The following is a 17,412-nucleotide window of genomic DNA, read 5'->3' as shown; positions in this document are numbered from 1 at the left end:
CCCAGGTGGAGTTTCGTAACCATGGGGTAGAAGCACCCGAAGGGTCGGCGTACCGGGATTTGTGCCTCGGCGCGGAAACCCGACGTATTTCGATACGGAAGGAGCCGGGATGAATTCACACGGTGCGCAGGAGCGGCCGGGCGCGGTGTTGGCGGTTTTATTGGTGGCCCCGTTCTTATCGCAGGCGGATGCGACGATCGCAAACGTCGCGACGCCGGAAATCGGTCGCGAACTGGGGGCTTCCGGGGCCGCTCTCGAATTGGTGATCGGCGGTTATCTCGTGACGTTCGCCGCGCTGTTGATCACCGGCGCGCGGTTGGGCGAGATCTACGGCTTCCGGCGCGTATTCCTCACCGGCTTGGCCGTGTTCGGGGTTGCGTCCTTGGCCTGCGGGCTTGCGCCCAACCCGGCGGTACTGGTGCTCGCCCGCGCGGTGCAAGGCGTCGGGGCGGCGTTGATGTTTCCGCAGACGTTGACCGGCATCCAGCAGAACTTCCTCGGAGACAAGCGAATTCGCGCCGTCGGAGCGTTCGCGGTCGCCCTGTCCGCGGGCGCCGTGCTCGGCCAGGTGTTCGGCGGGGTACTCATCGCCGCGGGCGGATGGCGGCTGATCTTTCTGGTGAATGTCCCCATCACCGTCATCGCCGTCGTGGCCGGGGCGCGACTACTGCCCGCCGACGCTCGAACTTCGGCACAGCGTATCGATGTGCCCGGTGTGCTGGCGCTGTCGGCCGGCGTCGGGTTCATGCTACTGCCGCTGACTCTCGGTGCGGAACAAGGCTGGCCGGCGTGGACGTGGATCAGTCTCGCCGCTTGTGTGGCCGCCATCCTGGTTTTCGTCGCGGTCGAGCGGCGTGCCGCGCGCGGCGGCGGCGCTGCGTTGATCAGCGGGCAATTCCTCGCGCCGCGCGCGGTGTGGGCCGGACTGGTGAACCTGACCGCGACGTCTGCCACGTACTTCGCCTTGTTGTTCATCGTGGCTCAGTATTTTCAGTTCGGTCTCGGACACAGCGCCTTGGTTTCGGGGATGACCCTGGTTCCGTGGGTGGGTGCATTCGGCCTCGCCGGCCAACTGGTTCGCCGGGCCCCCGCCGCGCTCATCGCGTGGGCGCCGGTGGGCGGGACCGTACTGCTGGCCGGCGCATTCGCCGCGCTGAGCGGTGTGTCGTTCGCCGGAAACCATGCCGAGACAGTATTGGTGATCCTGCTCGGAGTCGGCGGATTCGGGCTCGGTGTCCAATTCAGTGCGATGCTCACCCATGTCACCAACGCCGTCCATACCGGGCACGCCGCAGACATCAGCGGAGTGAGCACCACATTGCAACAGATCGGTGCCGCGGTCGGCGTGGCCGCCTCCGGCACCCTGTACCTCGGCCTGGTCGGCGACGCGGCATTCTCACCCACGCGTGCTTTCGCTGTGGTCAACGCGGTGTTCACCGGTGTCGCCCTGCTGGCCGCCGTTTTCGCCTATCTGTCAACGGCGCCCCACTCCGCCGAACAAATACACGTCGGGAGCATTCGCCCAGACGGGTCGCCAGCGCGAGCAGGAAACCACCCCGGGATCGAGTAACTCGGTACCGCGGAACAAATCCACGATCTCTTGCCGGGTGCGCGATCGGATCGGGGTCCCACCACGTTTGTTCAACTCGCGCATCACCTCCAGCATGGGTTCACCGTGGATCTCGGCCGTGGAGTGGGTCAACGCCAGATAGCTTCCAGGAACCACAGCGTCCAGCAGACAGCGGACAGCAGACCCCGCCCGGTCGGAGTCCATGATGTGGTTCACCACGCCCAGCAGCATCAACCCGACCGGCCGATCGAAGTCGAGCACCCGGGACGCCTCGGCCAGAATCCGTTGCGGCTCTTGCAGATCCGCCTCTACATACTCGGTCGCACCCTCCGGTGTGCTGGTGAGCAAAGCACGAGCGTGTAACAACACGAGCGGGTCGTGGTCGACGTAGACCACACGGCATTCGGGCGCGAGTGCCTGTGCGACCTCATGGGTATTGTCGAGCGTGGGCAATCCCGCTCCGATATCCAGGAATTGCCTGATCCCGGCCTCAGCGACCAGGAAGCGCACGGCCCGGACGAGGAAGGCCCGCTGTGCACGGGCGCCTTCGGCGATATCCGGTATCCGGGCAAGCACTTCGTCGCCCGCCGCGCGATCCGCCGGAAAGTTGTCCGTTCCGCCCAGCCAGTAGTTCCAGATTCGGGCCGAATGCGGTGTGCTGGTGTCTATTTCCGTCGGTTCTCGATCGGTGCCGGGTCCGTCAGCGGTCATCGGATCCGCCCGCATGCGCTGTGATCACCGCGAAGTGCGGGTTCGCGAGCAATTCCGCCCAGAATTGCGGGCCGTATTCAGCGACCGCGGACGGCGGCACCTTCGTCGCATGCCGTTCGATATCAGCGAAACCCGCCTTCCGCAAGATCTCCTCCACAACCCCCGGGCGCCAGAAGTACCCTTCGAACTCCACCGGTGGCACGGTCAGGAAGCGGACCGTGACCGCCTGCCGGTCCGCCACGAGCCGCGTGGGTGTATAGGTCAGGCCGTATTTGCCGTACTCCGGCGGCGATTCGTAGTCGACCTCCGGATTCGGGAACAATGCGACCAGCATCCAGTCGGCGGCGAGATTTGCGCGCAGCCGACCGGCCACCGCCGACAACTCGGCCGCACCCGCGATATTCCCGAACAGCCAGACCGCGGAGATCACATCGAAGGCGCCGAGCACCGGCATTTCGGCGGCATCGTAGTGCTGATAGTCGATGCTGAGGCCCTCGAACTTGTCGATCGAACGAGCGCGCCGAATCATCTGCGCCGCCGCGTCCACGCCGACTACTCGCGCGGCACCGAGGTGACGGAACAGACGGGCGTAATAGCCGGTCCCCGACCCCACATCGAGCACCGACTTTCCGGCGAGGTCGGGCATGACGGCGGTGAGGGTTGCCGTTTCGGCCAAACCGGCCGGAACATGTTTGACCTCGTCGTAAGACTCGGCCACGGTATCCCATTGGTTCGGCTCCATGTCCGTCACCGTCCATCTCCTGCCTCAGCCTGCTGAGCGGGCCGTCGACCGGTCAAATGCTCAGCGGTGCTGCAACATTGACTCGCGAGGGCGCCGACGCGTACGGGCGTAACACTACGACGTCGCCGGCGCCCCACCCACGGATGGGAACCGCGCCGACCAGCGGCCCGACACCGCGTGGATCCGACTCTTGCCAACGTTGGAAGCATGGGACTATTCGAGAGTGGGCCGTGATTACTCCATCGGATTCGAGATGGTGGTGCAGGACTTACAGCGCCTCTCCGCGGAGCTGGCACAGATAGCCAGTTCCCGCATCCGGGCGATCAGCACCGGGCTGGACAGGTCGATCGTCGAAACCGGCCACGCGGATCTGCAAGGGCGGCACATCATCTCCGGTGTCGACATCGCGACCGGAGAGACTCAGCAGCTAGGCCGACAGGCCGTGCTCAGTATGCCGATGGTGGACGGCGAGGGGCACGTCGTCGGTGTGCAGTATCCGCGGGAGCCCAAGGAAATCGTTCGGATGGCGAGGTGGGCAGCGGTGGACGATCGGACCAGTGACCGGACGTTCTACCTCCTCAAACCCCAACTGGCCGAGGGCGCGTACGGTCCGAAGGTGACATTCGACGACGCACGACCCGCTCCGTGGACCGATCCGCTGTACATCCAAGCGCATGGCAGCGGAACTCTGTTCAATGTCCTCGCCGGCTCCGGCAATTCAGCGGAATTCGCGTGGCGGATGCTGCGCTTGGACCACGTCAACTTCGCCCGGCTGCTCGGCGGCGACCAGGTGTTCCGCGATGCTGCCCGGACCGCGCGATCGGATGACGTTGTCCTGCTGACGTGCGCTACGGCGGCCGGACCCGCGGCCCGGACGATAGCCGATCATCTGCACAATAAGACCGGAATCGACATGACGGTGCACGGGTTCACCGGCAAGACGCTGGACGGAATGCGTGACGATGGCTCGGTCAGTTTCTCGCAGTTCGGCGTGTACGAAACGTTCGATTCCGCCGGCGACCCCATCGATCCCGTCAGGAGTTATCCGCGACATGCCGGATAGATCGGCCAGGCGACCCGTATCTCGGTGCCGCTCTGCGCCGTTCAGGTCGACTTGCGAGTGTCGCGGCCGATCAACTGCTGCAAATCGCCGACAAACCCGACAATCCGGTCGGCCTCGGGATCCTCGACGCCCCGCAGCGCTTCCGGTAAGCCGAGACATCGATCGGCGAAGATCAGCCCGAGTGTGCCGGAGACGCGCGCGCCGGTGAAGTCGGTCTTCACGGCGCTGGCCCGAAACAGGCTGATTCCCAGCAGATTCGCCCGGCGGAAGATCGATTGATTGACGCGCGCGTAGGTCGCGATGGCGTGACGCAGGCTCGCGTCCGTGAAATCGGCGGCCAGATACGCCTGCGTGAGGTTCGCGCCGTCGAGGTTGGCCGATGTCAGGCAGGCCGACGTGGGCGGGTCACCGAGGAACGACGACCGGTAGAGGTAGGCACGCCCCAGGTCGGCCGCCCGCAGATCACAGTTCCGGAACGTCGCGTAGCGTCCCTTGAATCCGGTGAAATCGGCTCGGGCGAAACAGGATTCCGTCATGGTGAGACCTTCGCCGGCCGCCTCGGCGAGCGTGCTCTCGGCAGCGCTGACCTGATACCACCAGGAGTCGGTGAGCGCCGCACCGGACAGGTTCGCACCGTCGAGGCCGGTGCGCGACCATCCCCCTTTCCCGAGATCCGCGTCGCTGAAGTCGGCGCCGGCCAGTTGGCTGTCGAGCACGTCGATCTCGATAGCCGACAACCCGCGGGCGAGGATATCCCGGCCCCGGACCGCCGAGAGCCGAAGGCTCGGCAGCTGTGCGGCTGACACATTCAATCCGTCAGCGGCACTTGGCCGTTGGATTATCAATCCATGACCGCGCGCCTGTTCGAGTATGAGGCCGCGCAGACTGCTGCGGGTGATCGTGCAGTCATCCACCAGGGCCGCCGTCAGATTCGCGCCGTCCATTCGGCATTCGTTGAACACGGCGCCACGCAGATCCGCGCGCCGCGCGCCGGCAGCCGCCAGGCTGCACTGATAGAAGGCTGCGCCCGCCAGTTCCGCGTGGTCCAGCCGAGCTTCGGTCATATTGCAGCCGTGGAACAATGCTCCCGTCGCATCGATGAGCCCGGTGAGATCGGCTCGAACGAACGCGCTCGCCTGAGCGGCCAGGGCGTGAATGTAGGCCCCGCGCAACGTGGCGTCGGTGAAATCGGTTCGTTCCAGCCCGGCACACACCAGCGATGCGCCGGTCAGGTCCGCCGCCGAAAGCGTGGTCCCGTACAGCGCGGTGCGGTTGAGCGTCGCCCGGCGCAAGTCGAAGCCCGATAGGTCGAGACCGCTCAGGTCGGCCGCGGTCAAATCGAGCCCGCGCCCGGTCGTCGACAGGCATTGACTGGTGGCGTCGCTGACGAATTTCGCTGCGGCCCTACGGTCCTCGGCGCAAGCCATCGACGCCAACCAGGCAGCCCGGTCGCCGCCTACGGTCATGCACAGCAGTGCACTGCCAGTGCTGTCGCTGTCCAGCTCGGGAGATAGTTCACTGGCCATCCACGCCATTTGCACTCCCCAGCACGGACGATGATGTCGATCAGGTGGCGGCATCGGTAACGCATGCGGCAACAGTATTTGCGACCGGAATCCTCATGGCATCGTACCGTTCGGCGAACCGCCTTCCCAACCGCGGGAAGGTACGTACCGGAGAAAAGGTTCTCACTCCTGAGAAACCGCCCGAATGGATGTTGAATGGGCGCGAAGTCTTTCATCTCAGGGCAGGCAGACCCTGATGAGTGTCGTTACCGGCTCGAAGATCGGAGACGTCCATGAGCATCCGCATGAATCTGGGCACAGTAGCCGCACTGGTGGCGCTCGGAGTACTACTTCCCGCGAACGAGGCCTCGACGCAACCGCCGGGCGCGCCCCTCTGCGCCGTCGATGATGTGTGCATCTATTCTGGGCCAGGTTACACCGGCGATACCCAAGATATCTACCTCAAGGATGTTACCGGCTGCATACCCGTGCCGCCGACTCGCTCTTTCGCCGTCGGTTTCGATACCGTCGTCAACGGAAGCCTGCGTGAATTCGGATGCGGCCAATACGGTGGTCAAACCATTCCAGTAATGAAGAATTCCGCTGCCTACAACATCGGGTTCGATGCCGTGTCGTTTACACCCTACCCGAGTGCCGGGTAATCGAGCTATCGGTCAGCAGTCGGGCAGCACTTGGTCGTCGCTGTTCACGGTGTTCTCGTTGCGAAGTCCGTTGGCGTAGACCACTCCGTGAACCTCGAGGTGATACCACTTGACCGTGTCCGCAGGCCCCGGTTCCCGACATGCCCCGTTGACATTCATCGGGATCGTGGACGCGAAGTTTCCGACCATATGATAGAAATTCTCGGCCTGCCGATAGAAGTTGCCCTGACTGTCCCGCTTCCAGATGGTGAGGCGAAAATCGGCGGTATCCGGGTTGCGGGGGCCGCACTCGACGACAATTTCCGCGGATACGGAAGGCGGTGAACCGGCGAGGTAGTAAGGCTTCGGGATTTTGTTGTCGGCCAAGCGCCTGACACTGCACGCGACATAGTCGGGAGCGGCGGCCGCCGCAGGCGCAACCGTAAGCGCCGCACCGATCAGGCAGGCCGCTGTCAGGCTGCGACCGGTGACCTTCAGCGGTGTTTTGTGCGTGTTCATCGTGGTTCTCGATTCTCAATGCGCGTTCTCGCGGATCGGTCGAGGATTTACCATTATTGTTCCCAGCATTGGGGACAATAATGGCGCCTCCACCCACCAGACCATCCGACACGCCCCCTGAATCCGAAAACTCTATCCGAACACGGCGACCAAGATCGGAAACCTTCCCACCCATGGTTGGTACCCACATGTTCTGCCGCAACCCGCTTGCCGAGGTCATGGTCAGTCCGGTGCGCTGCCTTCTCGACGACTAGCTGCTGCGGTCGAATGCGACCAGGGTTTCCGCGAGCGCGTGTACGCCGATCACCAGGTCGGCGAGATCGGTGTGTTCTTCGGGGCAATGGCTGCGGCCCTTGCGGGATGGGACGAAGATCATCCCCGCCGGCCCGAGCATCGCCATCTCTTGTGCGTCATGGCCTGCACCGCTGGTGATCGGCAACGGATCGTGCCCAGCGGCACGCAACACCGCACCGATCACACGTTGCACGGGTTCGGTGAACAACGTCGGATCCGTGACCGAAGGCCAGGCGATCGCGACATCTACGCCGCGGCGTTGCCGCACATCCCCTGCGGCACACTCGATTTCGCGCCGACGCTCGGCCAGCCAGCTGGTATCGAGGCTGCGCATGTCGCCGACGAGTTCAGCAGTGCCGGGAACGACATTGCTCTGCCCAGGCGTGACGGTGATCCCACCGACCGTCGCAACCCCGCCAGGGTGCTCGCAGGCGAACTCCTCTACCGACAGCGCCAATTCCGCTGCGGCGCAGAGCGCGTCGCGACGCCGGTCCATCGGGGTGTTACCGGCGTGGTCGGGCTGTCCGGTGAACGAGGCGACAAATCGCTGCGCCCCGGCGATCCCGGTGACCAGACCGAGCGAACGGTCATGCTGCTCGAGCAACGGGCCCTGCTCGATGTGCAACTCGAGGTAGGCAGCCAGTTCGGTGGGACTCCATCGCGCGCGCAGGCACGTTTCCGGGTCGATCCCGGAGCGTTCGCGCAATGCGTCGGCGAAGGTTTCGCCCTTGCCATTGGTCAGGGCCAGGTGCTCGGAGCGCAAGGTTCCCGCGATCGCGCGACTGCCGAAATGCGCGAGGCCGAATTCGTTGACTTCCTCTCCGAAGAACGCGATCACCTTCAGCGGGTGCGAGAGCCGAATACCCGCCTCGCGCAGGGCCCGTACTGCCTCCAGCGCGCCGAGCACACCGACGATGCCGTCGTATTTGCCGCCCTCGCTGACGGTGTCGATGTGCGAACCCGTCACCAACGCGGCACCCTCGTGCCGCCCTGGCAATGTACCGATGAGATTGCCGGCCGCATCGACCGTGGTGATCAATCCGGCATGCCGCATTCGGACCGCCAGCCACGCACGTCCGTCGAGATAGAGTTCGCTCAACGCGATCCGGGTGAATCCGGGCAGCGAGTCGTCGACAACCGTCGCGAGTGCGGCGATGTCGGCGGCGAACCGCTCAGCCGAGACGCACAGTGTGTCGGCGGTCAACCCCACTCCTCGGAGTAGCATTCGAGCACCGAGAGCATCGCATCGTTCTCCGCAGGCGTACCGATCGAGATGCGTACGCAGTTGCCGGTGCCGTGCATGGTGCTGCGATCGCGGATCTTTATGCCGTTCTCCTGCATCACCCGGACGAGCCGCCGCGCATCGTCCACCTCCACGAGCAGGAAGTTGGCATCGCTCAGGAAGACCTTGACGACCACCGGAGAGGCGGCCAGCGCCTGCGATACTCGCCAACGTTCGTCCAGAATATTCGCGATATTGGCCCTGGCGTAGGCCAGACCGTCCGGCGTCATGGCCTGGGCGACGGCCCGAATCGCGGTTTGCGTGAGTGAGTACGGGGCCAGCATGCGACCCAGAACGCTGATGATCTCCGGATTCGCGATGGTGATCCCGAAGCGCTCGCCCGCCAAGCTGTATTCCTTGGACATCGATCGCAGGACAACGATATTGGGGCAGTCCGACAGGACCGCGGCGAGCGAGTCGGTGCCCGAGTAATCGAGATAGAGCTCGTCTACCACGATGATCGACTTTCCGGTCAATGCGGTGGCGATGCTGAGTATGTCGTTGCGTTCGAGCAGGTTTCCGGTCGGATTGTTCGGTGAGCAGAAGAACAGCAGCTTGATATTCGGATGCTCGTCACGGGCGGCGAGTATGCCGGCGACATCGAGCTGGAAATCGGGCGACACGAGCGGGACGTCGACTATATCGACACCTTGAACCTGCGCCGAATGGGCATACATTGCGAAGGTCGGCGAAGCCTGAAGTATGGCATCGATTCCTTCCGTGCAGAACCCACGGACCAGCAGATCGATGGCTTCGTCCGCACCCCTGGTGAACAACAGCCGGTCGCGCGGAACTCCGTAGAAATCCGCGAAGGTATCGAGTAGCTGTTCCGGTTGCCCCTCCGGGTAGCGATTCAGCTCGTACTGGTCCGCGCCCGCGGGGTACGGCGGGTAGGGACTTTCGTTCGCATCGAGCCGGATGCGCATCGCGATCTGGCTACCCTCGGTGCGCGCCGAGCTGTAGGGTGTCATCTTGGCGATCGCAGGGCGCACCAAGTGCATGATCTCGTCCATGCCTCAATCCACCTTTCTTACGTATCCGAGGCCGGTCGAATCCACTCCGGGAAATCGGTTGTTCCAGCGTGGAACGCCCCGCCGATGCATGACTACCGCGTCGCGATGCAGTTCCGGCCGAGCGGCCAATAGGCAATACTCGCCTTTCCGGGCCGTCGCGTCGAACTCGACCAGATATCCGTCATGATCGGTCACCGTTATTCCGGCACTGCGCAGAATCGGCACCACTGCCGCGGCATCGGGCAACAGCAGATCACGCTCGCAGACGATATCGACCGTCCCGTCCAGCAGTCCCATGAAACCGATACAATTCTGGTCGGTCACCACCGAGCGGGTGGCATCGGCGAGAGCTTGAAAACCACTCCACCGCTCAGGCGTCGAGAACATTATCTCCGGCACCGTGCAGGCCAGGACCGCCTCGTTCAAGGATGTGGCCGCCCTGGCCTGTACTGCCCGTCCGTCGCACAGCGCAGGGGTATCGACACTGCCTACCCAGACGCGGCCGAGCTCGAGGCTGTCGTGGCGGGGTAACAGCTCAGCGATGACGCCACACACCGCTTCGTTGCCATGGAGAACACCGATGCTGATTCCGAATGCCGGTGCGGGTTCCGGAATCGGCAGACCATATGCCTGCATAATGGCCGACCGGATCATCGCACTGGTGCCGTCCACCGGATCAATGCTCCACACCCACTCATCCCCGCGGGCTTGGACGGGCAGCTCCTCGCCGGTCAGGGTGTGACCTGGGTAACGTTGCCCTATCGCGTCCCGCAGCAACCTTTCCGCACGTATTTCGGCATCGGTGACGAACTCCCTGTTCGTTTTCTGTAGCGCGACTATGGCTGGTTCATCGCTGACCAGGATTGCCGCCGGCCCCACGCGGCCGATGCTGTCCCGCATCGACGAATCGGCACGGAACGTGCGCAGCAAGTTCTCATACCCGAGCTTGATCTCCGGATAGGCGACCGAGATCAGCGAGGCCGCAAACGATGTGATCATGCTGTACGCCGCCCGGAACCGCGCGTCACTGATTGGCGCCGACGATGCCGCCGAGAATGCCGCCGAGGACACAGCCGATCGGAAGGCCGACCAGGACGAACAGGATGCCGATCAAAGCGCCGATCGCGCAGCCGATGAGGACGCCCGCCACGGTCGTTCCCGCGTCTCCGATGGACTTCAAGGCAACAGCCTGCGCCGAGTCGGCCGCCCCGGGCACCGGGCCGTTCACCGGCGTGAGGGTCAATGTTGTTGCGGTGCTGTTCAATTCCGGTGTGACCGAGACCTGCTGTCCGGCCTCGGTGCGCATCGTTGTCGGGATCGCGCCGACGACCTCGCCGTTGTCGGCCAGCACATCGACTGCCGACCGGTCCGGCGACAGCGCGAATGTCCCCGACGCCAGCCCGACGGTGGCCTTCGAATAGTCCTGGGCCAGCGCCGCCGTGTAGCTGATCGGACCGTCGACCCCGCTGATGGTCGTTGCCATCCCGGCCTCACCGTGCGCGGTGACGGCGGCGATGCCGGTGGCGGCGATCGCCAGCACCGAAGTGGCTACCAGCTTTTTGATTTCCATGGAGATTTCCTGTCGTTCTGCCGATTTCCGCACATTTAGGCAAACCGGCGATCATCATTGAGGGGTTCGGCAAATCCGGCGTACCGCGATTAGCGTGTGACCTTGCACACGGAGCTCGAATTGCCGGAGTGCGCGGTAAATGCTACGTGAAAAGTTCCGCGCCCCGTTCCCAATGTTGGGGATACAGAAGGCTTCGGTGATCGGTCGGATTCCCAGCGATGAGAAGACGCCTCCAGCACTGCCAGACTGTTTACTTCGGCGAACATCGACCTCGGCTCTCGGTGTAGTGCCGGGGCCTATGCAGGAGGCATGTCTGTGTCAGGTTTCAGCCAATTCACGACCGCATTGATGCTCTTTTCCGGCGGACTCGCTACCGGTGGCGCCTGGGCAATCTCCACCGATCGCGGACTTCCCGAAACGAACGCCGACGGTCCGCACTCCTTCTGGAAGGTGTTCCGCCTCGTTCGTCTCGGCGTCACCGTCATCGCATTCGCCTTCCTCATCGTCTCGGTGCTCGCGGCCGGATGACCGGCGAACTCGGCGAACTCCTGCTTTCGCACCGGCAGCGCAGACTTGTGCACGAGATTCGTGACCACTGCACGACCGCCGCGACGGCCGATGACGTCGACGCCGACGTCGGCGGTCCACACTCGGCAGAGCTGGCCGCCGAGGTCGGCGCACGGGGCTGGTGGAACTTCACGATCGATCCACGCTACGGCGGTGCCCGCCACGCCGGCGGCGGCTTCCTCGACGCGGCGCTGTTCGCCGAGGAGGCGTTCAAGGCACAACTCCGGATCGCCGGCTACATTCCGACCTTTATCGTCGTCGCGGCGTTGAATATGTTCGGGACCGCAGCCCAGCGAGCCGATCACTTCAGCCGCGTGGTTCGTGGCGGCGTGCTCGCGGTGTCACTGACCGAACCGCAAGCCGGTTCCGACATCGCCGCGGTCGACACCCGCGCCCGGCTCGACGACACGGGCACGCACTGGGTCATCAGCGGCCGGAAGCGCTGGTGCTCACTCGCGAACGTCGCCGACCACATCTTGGTCTTCTGCCGCACGGCGGGCGAGAGCGACCGGGACGGTTTGTCGATGATCTTTGTCCCGCGCGACGCCGACGGCCTGACGATCGATCCGATCCGGACTCCGATCCCGGACCTCACGTGTGCGCTGACCTTCGACGCGGTCCGGGTGCCCCGTGACGCACTGCTCGGACAGGAAGGCGCCGGCTTCCGGCAATCGGTGGCCGGGTTGAACTTCGAGCGAATGATCGTCGCGGCCAGTTCACTCGGATTGGCCCAGCGCGCGTTCGACGACGCCTTGGCCTATGTTCGGGAACGCAGGCAGTTCGGCAGGCCGGTCGGCAGCTTCCAAGCCCAGCAACACCGCTTCGCCGGCCTCGCGACCGAACTCACGAAGACTCGCCTGCTCGTCCACGGCGTGGCCGCGATGATGGACGACGACCCCGCGCGCTCGCTCCCGCGCGAGGCATCGATGGCGAAGTTGTCGGCTACCGAACTCGCCAAACGCTGTGCGCTGGAAGGAATGCAGGCGATGGGCGCCAACGGGTATGCGAATGAATACGGCATGGAACGTTATCTCCGGGCCGCGCTCGGATCGACATTTTTCGGCGGCACTTCCGAGATCCAGCGCAACATCATCGCGCAAACCTTCGGACTGCGTGCGGACAATTAGCCGACCGTGCCGTCGTGCCGGATTGTTCTCGCTACCGGGAATAGTCACGATCCGGCATAACCCGCTATATGGATACGATCCCGATATGCCCGAGGATGAGCCGAAGGATGTCTTTTTACACCATCGGGCGGCGGTTCTGGATTCACTCCTACAGGATCCATTCTTCACGGCGCCCGATAGTATTTCGAATAGCGGCCGCACCGACGACCAGCAGGCCAGTGCTCCGCCGCCCGAGCCGGTCTCGGCCGAGGCTGACGACACCGATTCGGTTCGGCCACGTCGGCGAACGAACGGTCCGCGCGCCAGCGAGCGTATCGACGCTCTGCTGAACGGCGGTCCGGCCGGGCCGGCGCCGATGCCGGATCTCGCGTCGAATTACGCTGCGCCACTTGATCAACCGGCCGAGCACACCGAGACGCGACGCCCGGCCGGGCACCTCGGGTCAGCGATGCCGGCTTCGATGGCGTCCGCGCAGGACCTCGCCCGGGCCCTCGCCGCACAGTTTCGCAAGCCGAAGGTGGCGCTGACGATCGCCGCGGCGCTAGCGGTCGTGGTAGTGCTGTTGCTGATCACGTCGGGCGGCGGCGAACAGCCGAGCAAGCTCGCCATCGCCGGATCCGGTCCGACCGCGGCGCCGGCGGCGACCACGACGGCTGCCGTACCGGCGGCCGGTCGGATCAAGGTCGCCTCGGCACAGTCGCATTGCCCGCCGGGCAGCACGCCGGGGATGGACGCGTTCGACGCCCAGCCGGGGAAGGCGTGGTCCTGCGTCAGGGCATACAGCGTCGACGGCCAGGTGCTGCGCATCGACCTCGGCAAGACCTACGAGATCGACTCGATCGGCCTGGTCCCCGGCTGGGACAAGATCGGCTCGGACGGCGTCGATCAATGGTCGAAATACCGTACGGCAAGCGAGGTTTCGTACCGCTTCGATGACGTCGACGGATCTCTCTACCGTCAGGCCACGCTGGATCAGCGCACGCTGGTCGTCACCGAGCTCAAGCCGCCGGTACGGGCGAGTCAGGTGGTGCTGACCGTCCTCAAATCACGGGGAGATCCAGGGGTCAACACCGTCGCGATCTCATCGATCGTCATCAATGGCCACTGACCAGGATCCGGCCCACGCCATCTGCCCGCAGTGTTCCCATGCGAATCATCCGTCCGCTGATCAATGCGAGTACTGCGCGTCACCACTGCCCGCGACCGCCGGTCCGGCGAGTGCCGAGGCCGCGGTCCTCCCCCGTCCCGGGTGGCAGTGGAAAGGCACGGTGCAGGCGGTCGCGAACCAGTTAAGCCGCGGATTCCGGAATCCGGGATCCGTGCTACGGACCGTGTCTTTCCTGACGGTCGTGGTGTTGGTCGGGGTTGCGGTGCTTGTGGTCGTGGTCGGTGTCGTGGTCAGCCGGTTGCTCCCCGCGCTCTCCCTGCACCTGCCGGCCGCGCCCGGCAGCACGGCGTCCGGTGACGTCCAGCCCCCCGGCCAGCTCGGCGCCGCCGCGAGCTGCGAGCGGGTCGACACCGACGGCGACGTCCAGCGCTGTGTCATCCCGGCCGATCACCCCCTGCTGTGGGGCGGGATCACCGCGGACAAGAGCCTGGTCTTCACGATGAGCGTGACGACCGACGGACAGATCGCGGACACCATTCGGCGATGGCGCGCGGCGAACATCGCTCTCTGCGACGGTCGAATGTTCGTGGGGATCGATGCGTCGGACTCGGTGCGCTACGCCAATCCCCATACCCGAGTGCAACTGAGCACCGAACCCTTCGCGAGCCGTTCCGGCGCACAAGCCTTTGTCTGGCGTTCCGGCTTGGTCTGCTGACCAAACCCCGAATGCTGCCGGCCATTGGATATCAGTAGATCAACAGACTAGGAAGTGGTCATCGATGACCGAAGCAGAGCGCAGCATCGATTCTTCGGCGCCCGCCGACGCCGGAATCAGCTCCGTGCCAGGCAAACTCCCAGGCGATGCAAGCAAACTGACGGCGCTCTATTTCGGCTGGATTCCACCGGACGCGACACCGCGGACGGCGACCGAGCGGGCCGAGCGCATCCTGCGCCACCATCTCGAATTGGCCATGGTCCGGGACCTGCACACGCCGAACTTCCGGATATACCGCGACGGCGACGGCACCGGGCTCGGGACAGCGATTCAGCTCGTGAACGACGATATGCCACTGCTGGTCGAGTCGGTGACCTCCGCGCTGCGCCGGCTCGGCATCACCGTCACCGAGGTGATCCACCCGATGCTGAACGTCACGCGGGACCGGCGGGGCCGGTTGCAGGCGATCACCGCCGATTCCGGTTCGGCCGTCGCGGAGAGCAACGGGCGCGAACAGCGTCGTCCCGAATCGTGGATGCACATTCAGCTCGGCACCGCCGTCGACGACCGGGTGGTGGATCAGATCGAGCACCTGCTCCCCTCGTTGCTCGCCGATCTCCGGCGGGCCGTGGACGACACCGCGCACATGATCGCGATGATGACCGGGCTTGCCGCGCGGCTCGAGCATGTCGCCGGACGAATTGGCGAACCCGAGCTGGCCCCATGCGCGGATCTGTTGCGCTGGTTGGCAAATGACCATTTCAATCTGCTCGGGTACGGCTACTACAGCACCGAGGACGGCGACGGCCGACTGTATCGGGCGCCGGTCCCGGAAGTGGGCCTAGGCGTCTTCTCCCCGCAGGCGACGCCGGGTATCTTGCTGCCGGATTGGCCGGTGGACCGCCCGCTGCTGTGCGTTTTCAGCGGCGCGTCCGAGGCGCCGCTGCCGGGGCCGCCGCACCATTGCCTGATCAGCATCGCCGAATACGAGACCGCCGGACCCGCGCAGGACGAACCGGCCGCCGGCCGCGTTCGACGGATCCGCGGCGAGCACGTGTTCATCGGAACGTTCAGCGTGACCGGTCTGCACGAGAACATCCTCGACATTCCCCTCATCTCCCAGCGCATCCATCAGGTCATCGCGTGGGCAGGTCTGGACCTGAACTCCTTTTCCGGCCAGGCCATGCTGGAGGTGATGCAGTCGTTCCCACGCGTCGAGTTGTTCGCCACCGACGCGCACACGCTGTTCGAAACCATCTCGGCCGTCATGACTTTGAGCCTGCGTCGGCAAGTCCAATCGTTCATCCGGCAGGATCCGCGCAGCGGCGCGCTGTACTGCCTGGTCTACCTGCCGCGCGATCGCTATTCCGCCGAGGTGCGGCTGCGCATGACCGAGATCCTGCGGGCCGAATTCGATGGCGAGCACATCGCGTATTCGGCCAGGGCCACCGAGTCGGAGCTCGCCGTCGTCTACTTCACCGTGTATCCACGCGCGGACGCGGCGCCGGTCGACCTTTCCGAATCCAACTGTGCCCGAATACAGGAGCTGCTGTTCGCGACGACCCGGACCTGGACCGATCGGCTGGTGGCGAAGCTGGTCGCGGCATCCGCGCTCGCGCAATCGGCGGCACTGGCGCAGGCCGCCGCGTTCCCGGTCGATTACCAGGAGGCCTTCGGAACCGAGCGGGCGGTGGCGGACCTGCGCAGGCTGCTCCGCCTCGACGGCGACGCCATCGACATCAACCTGTACCGCGTTGCCGAATCACCGAGCGGCGAATGGCGATTCACGCTGTATGTGGCGGGCGCCGGGGTCTCGCTCAGTGAGGTGCTTCCACTGTTGCACAGTCTCGGCGTGCAGGTCGTCGACGAACAGCCGTACCGGATCACGCTGCCCGGCGACGCGCAACGGTGGATCTACGATTTTCGGCTGCGGATTCCGGCCAGCGGGTCGAGTGCCTCATTCGATGCCGAGGTGAGCGTCGGCGGCGCACCGGCGTCCGGCTCGCACCTGCCCGACGTGCGGGTGCGGGTTGCCGAGGCCGTCGAGGCCATGTGGTTCGGGCAAAGCGAAATCGACCAGCTCAACGAGCTCGTCCTGCGTGGCGAGCTCAACTGGCGGCAGGTCGTCGTGCTTCGTGCGTACGCGAAGTATTTGCAGCAGATAGGGTTTGCCTACAGCTTTGCCAGTGTGGCCCGGGTACTGCTCACGAACCTCGAGGTCACACGCTCCTTCGTCGGACTGTTCGAGAGCCAGTTCGATGTCGACGGTGTCGGACCCGCCGCGACCCAGCGGGCCGCGCGGATCACCGGACGGCTGCACACACTGATCGATCGCGTGGTCAGCATGGACACCGACCGCATCCTGCGTGCGATACACGGATTGATCACCGCGACGCTGCGCACCAACCATTTTCGCCGTACCGCCGGTGGAACCTTCTTGGACTACCTGTCGCTCAAGTTCGATGCCCGCAACATCGCCGAATTGCCGGAGCCCAGGCCACGATTCGAGATCTTCGTCTACTCGCCGCGGGTAGAAGGCGTCCATCTGCGCTTCGGCGCCATCGCTCGCGGCGGTCTGCGCTGGTCGGACCGCACCGAAGACTTCCGCACCGAGATCCTCGCCCTGGCCAAGGCGCAGACCGTGAAGAACGCCGTGATCGTGCCGACGGGAGCCAAGGGTGGGTTCGTGGTGAAGCGACCGCCGGAGTCGACCGGAGACGCCGGACTGGATCGGCAAGCGCTACTGGCCGAAGGCATTTCGTGCTATCGCACGTTCGTGTCCGGCCTGCTCGATCTCACCGACAACGTCGATTCGATCACCCGGGAGGTGCTGCCGCCGGATCGGATAGTGCGCCGCGACGGCGACGACACCTATCTGGTCGTCGCCGCGGACAAGGGCACGGCGACCTTCTCCGACACCGCCAACGAGGTCGCGCGCGGATATCACTTCTGGCTCGGTGACGCGTTCGCCTCCGGCGGGTCGCT

At 64.9% G+C, this 17,412-nt stretch carries 16 protein-coding genes; 8 read left to right on the top strand and 8 right to left on the bottom strand.

Annotated elements, in window-relative coordinates; translation table 11 throughout:
• The first annotated feature begins 109 nt into the window (after positions 1–109).
• The gene (locus F3087_RS40450) at positions 110–1,570 is read left to right on the top strand and encodes an MFS transporter (RefSeq protein ID WP_150407471.1); all 1,461 of its coding nucleotides are present in this window, start codon (positions 110–112) and stop codon (positions 1,568–1,570) included.
• On the opposite strand, the gene F3087_RS40445 is transcribed toward F3087_RS40450, so the two are convergent.
• Positions 1,475–2,281: an SAM-dependent methyltransferase gene (locus F3087_RS40445; protein WP_223885720.1), complete on the bottom strand. Its 807-nt coding sequence runs from the start codon at positions 2,279–2,281 to the stop codon at positions 1,475–1,477. The genes F3087_RS40450 and F3087_RS40445 overlap by 96 nt on opposite strands.
• Entirely contained in the window at positions 2,271–3,023 is a 753-nt protein-coding gene (locus F3087_RS40440; RefSeq protein WP_150407531.1) for a class I SAM-dependent methyltransferase, read from the bottom strand. The genes F3087_RS40445 and F3087_RS40440 overlap by 11 nt, the downstream gene beginning before the upstream one ends.
• A 223-nt stretch (positions 3,024–3,246) precedes the next feature.
• On the opposite strand from F3087_RS40440, the gene F3087_RS40435 reads away from it, so the two are divergent.
• Entirely contained in the window at positions 3,247–4,086 is an 840-nt protein-coding gene (locus F3087_RS40435) for a hypothetical protein (protein ID WP_150407469.1), read from the top strand.
• A gap of 41 nt (positions 4,087–4,127) precedes the next feature.
• Here F3087_RS40435 and F3087_RS40430 read toward each other — a convergent pair whose 3' ends face one another.
• Positions 4,128–5,621 carry a pentapeptide repeat-containing protein gene (locus F3087_RS40430; RefSeq protein ID WP_191094386.1) on the bottom strand — a complete coding sequence of 498 codons (1,494 nt, stop codon included), beginning with the start codon at positions 5,619–5,621 and terminating at the stop codon, positions 4,128–4,130.
• Between the two features lie 263 nt (positions 5,622–5,884).
• Between F3087_RS40430 and F3087_RS40425 the strand changes: the two genes are divergently transcribed.
• Positions 5,885–6,253 (top strand): hypothetical protein, encoded by a 369-nt coding sequence (locus F3087_RS40425; protein WP_150407467.1) that lies wholly within the window; start codon positions 5,885–5,887, stop codon positions 6,251–6,253.
• Positions 6,254–6,265: 12 nt separating this feature from the next.
• Here F3087_RS40425 and F3087_RS40420 read toward each other — a convergent pair whose 3' ends face one another.
• The 5 genes from F3087_RS40420 to F3087_RS40400 form a co-directional block, all read right to left on the bottom strand.
• On the bottom strand, positions 6,266–6,751 hold the full coding sequence (locus F3087_RS40420; protein WP_150407466.1) for a hypothetical protein: 486 nt from the start codon (positions 6,749–6,751) through the stop codon (positions 6,266–6,268).
• Between the two features lie 250 nt (positions 6,752–7,001).
• Positions 7,002–8,249, bottom strand: coding sequence for a M20 family metallo-hydrolase (locus F3087_RS40415; protein ID WP_223885719.1), 1,248 nt, complete (start codon positions 8,247–8,249; stop codon positions 7,002–7,004).
• Positions 8,246–9,340, bottom strand: coding sequence for a histidinol-phosphate transaminase (hisC, locus tag F3087_RS40410; RefSeq protein WP_150407464.1), 1,095 nt, complete (start codon positions 9,338–9,340; stop codon positions 8,246–8,248). Before hisC ends, F3087_RS40415 begins: the two co-directional genes overlap by 4 nt.
• A 3-nt stretch (positions 9,341–9,343) precedes the next feature.
• Positions 9,344–10,339 (bottom strand): inositol monophosphatase family protein, encoded by a 996-nt coding sequence (locus F3087_RS40405; protein WP_150407463.1) that lies wholly within the window; start codon positions 10,337–10,339, stop codon positions 9,344–9,346.
• A gap of 25 nt (positions 10,340–10,364) precedes the next feature.
• The gene (locus tag F3087_RS40400; protein ID WP_150407462.1) at positions 10,365–10,910 is read right to left on the bottom strand and encodes a hypothetical protein; all 546 of its coding nucleotides are present in this window, start codon (positions 10,908–10,910) and stop codon (positions 10,365–10,367) included.
• A gap of 309 nt (positions 10,911–11,219) precedes the next feature.
• Between F3087_RS40400 and F3087_RS40395 the strand changes: the two genes are divergently transcribed.
• The 5 genes from F3087_RS40395 to F3087_RS40375 form a co-directional block, all read left to right on the top strand.
• The gene (locus F3087_RS40395) at positions 11,220–11,438 is read left to right on the top strand and encodes a hypothetical protein (protein WP_150407461.1); all 219 of its coding nucleotides are present in this window, start codon (positions 11,220–11,222) and stop codon (positions 11,436–11,438) included.
• Positions 11,435–12,604, top strand: coding sequence for an acyl-CoA dehydrogenase family protein (locus F3087_RS40390; RefSeq protein WP_150407460.1), 1,170 nt, complete (start codon positions 11,435–11,437; stop codon positions 12,602–12,604). The genes F3087_RS40395 and F3087_RS40390 overlap by 4 nt, the downstream gene beginning before the upstream one ends.
• Positions 12,605–12,689: 85 nt before the next feature.
• Complete coding sequence (locus F3087_RS40385; protein WP_150407459.1) at positions 12,690–13,712, top strand: hypothetical protein; 1,023 nt, start codon at positions 12,690–12,692, stop codon at positions 13,710–13,712.
• Between the two features lie 223 nt (positions 13,713–13,935).
• Positions 13,936–14,427, top strand: a complete 492-nt coding sequence (locus F3087_RS40380; RefSeq protein ID WP_150407458.1) for a hypothetical protein — start codon at positions 13,936–13,938, stop codon at positions 14,425–14,427.
• A gap of 64 nt (positions 14,428–14,491) precedes the next feature.
• The coding region (locus F3087_RS40375; protein WP_150407457.1) for an NAD-glutamate dehydrogenase domain-containing protein at positions 14,492–17,412 on the top strand (2,921 nt) is incomplete at its 3' end.

The sequence above is a fragment of the Nocardia colli genome, from assembly GCF_008704205.1.
In the GTDB taxonomy this organism is placed as follows: Bacteria; Actinomycetota; Actinomycetes; order Mycobacteriales; family Mycobacteriaceae; genus Nocardia; species Nocardia colli.
This window is presented reverse-complemented; position numbering and strand designations above follow the sequence as displayed.

What these genes read in the sequence shown, in the direction of transcription:
- F3087_RS40395 (WP_150407461.1), top strand. Translation starts at nt 11,220, where the DNA reads ATGTCTGTGTCAGGTTTCAGCCAATTCACGACCGCATTGATGCTCTTT.
- F3087_RS40450 (WP_150407471.1), top strand. Translation starts at nt 110, where the DNA reads ATGAATTCACACGGTGCGCAGGAGCGGCCGGGCGCGGTGTTGGCGGTT.
- F3087_RS40385 (WP_150407459.1), top strand. Translation starts at nt 12,690, where the DNA reads ATGCCCGAGGATGAGCCGAAGGATGTCTTTTTACACCATCGGGCGGCG.
- F3087_RS40430 (WP_191094386.1), bottom strand. Translation starts at nt 5,621, where the DNA reads ATGGCGTGGATGGCCAGTGAACTATCTCCCGAGCTGGACAGCGACAGC.
- F3087_RS40445 (WP_223885720.1), bottom strand. Translation starts at nt 2,281, where the DNA reads ATGACCGCTGACGGACCCGGCACCGATCGAGAACCGACGGAAATAGAC.
- F3087_RS40400 (WP_150407462.1), bottom strand. Translation starts at nt 10,910, where the DNA reads ATGGAAATCAAAAAGCTGGTAGCCACTTCGGTGCTGGCGATCGCCGCC.
- hisC (WP_150407464.1), bottom strand. Translation starts at nt 9,340, where the DNA reads ATGGACGAGATCATGCACTTGGTGCGCCCTGCGATCGCCAAGATGACA.
- F3087_RS40425 (WP_150407467.1), top strand. Translation starts at nt 5,885, where the DNA reads ATGAGCATCCGCATGAATCTGGGCACAGTAGCCGCACTGGTGGCGCTC.
- F3087_RS40440 (WP_150407531.1), bottom strand. Translation starts at nt 3,023, where the DNA reads ATGGAGCCGAACCAATGGGATACCGTGGCCGAGTCTTACGACGAGGTC.
- F3087_RS40420 (WP_150407466.1), bottom strand. Translation starts at nt 6,751, where the DNA reads ATGAACACGCACAAAACACCGCTGAAGGTCACCGGTCGCAGCCTGACA.
- F3087_RS40405 (WP_150407463.1), bottom strand. Translation starts at nt 10,339, where the DNA reads ATGATCACATCGTTTGCGGCCTCGCTGATCTCGGTCGCCTATCCGGAG.
- F3087_RS40390 (WP_150407460.1), top strand. Translation starts at nt 11,435, where the DNA reads ATGACCGGCGAACTCGGCGAACTCCTGCTTTCGCACCGGCAGCGCAGA.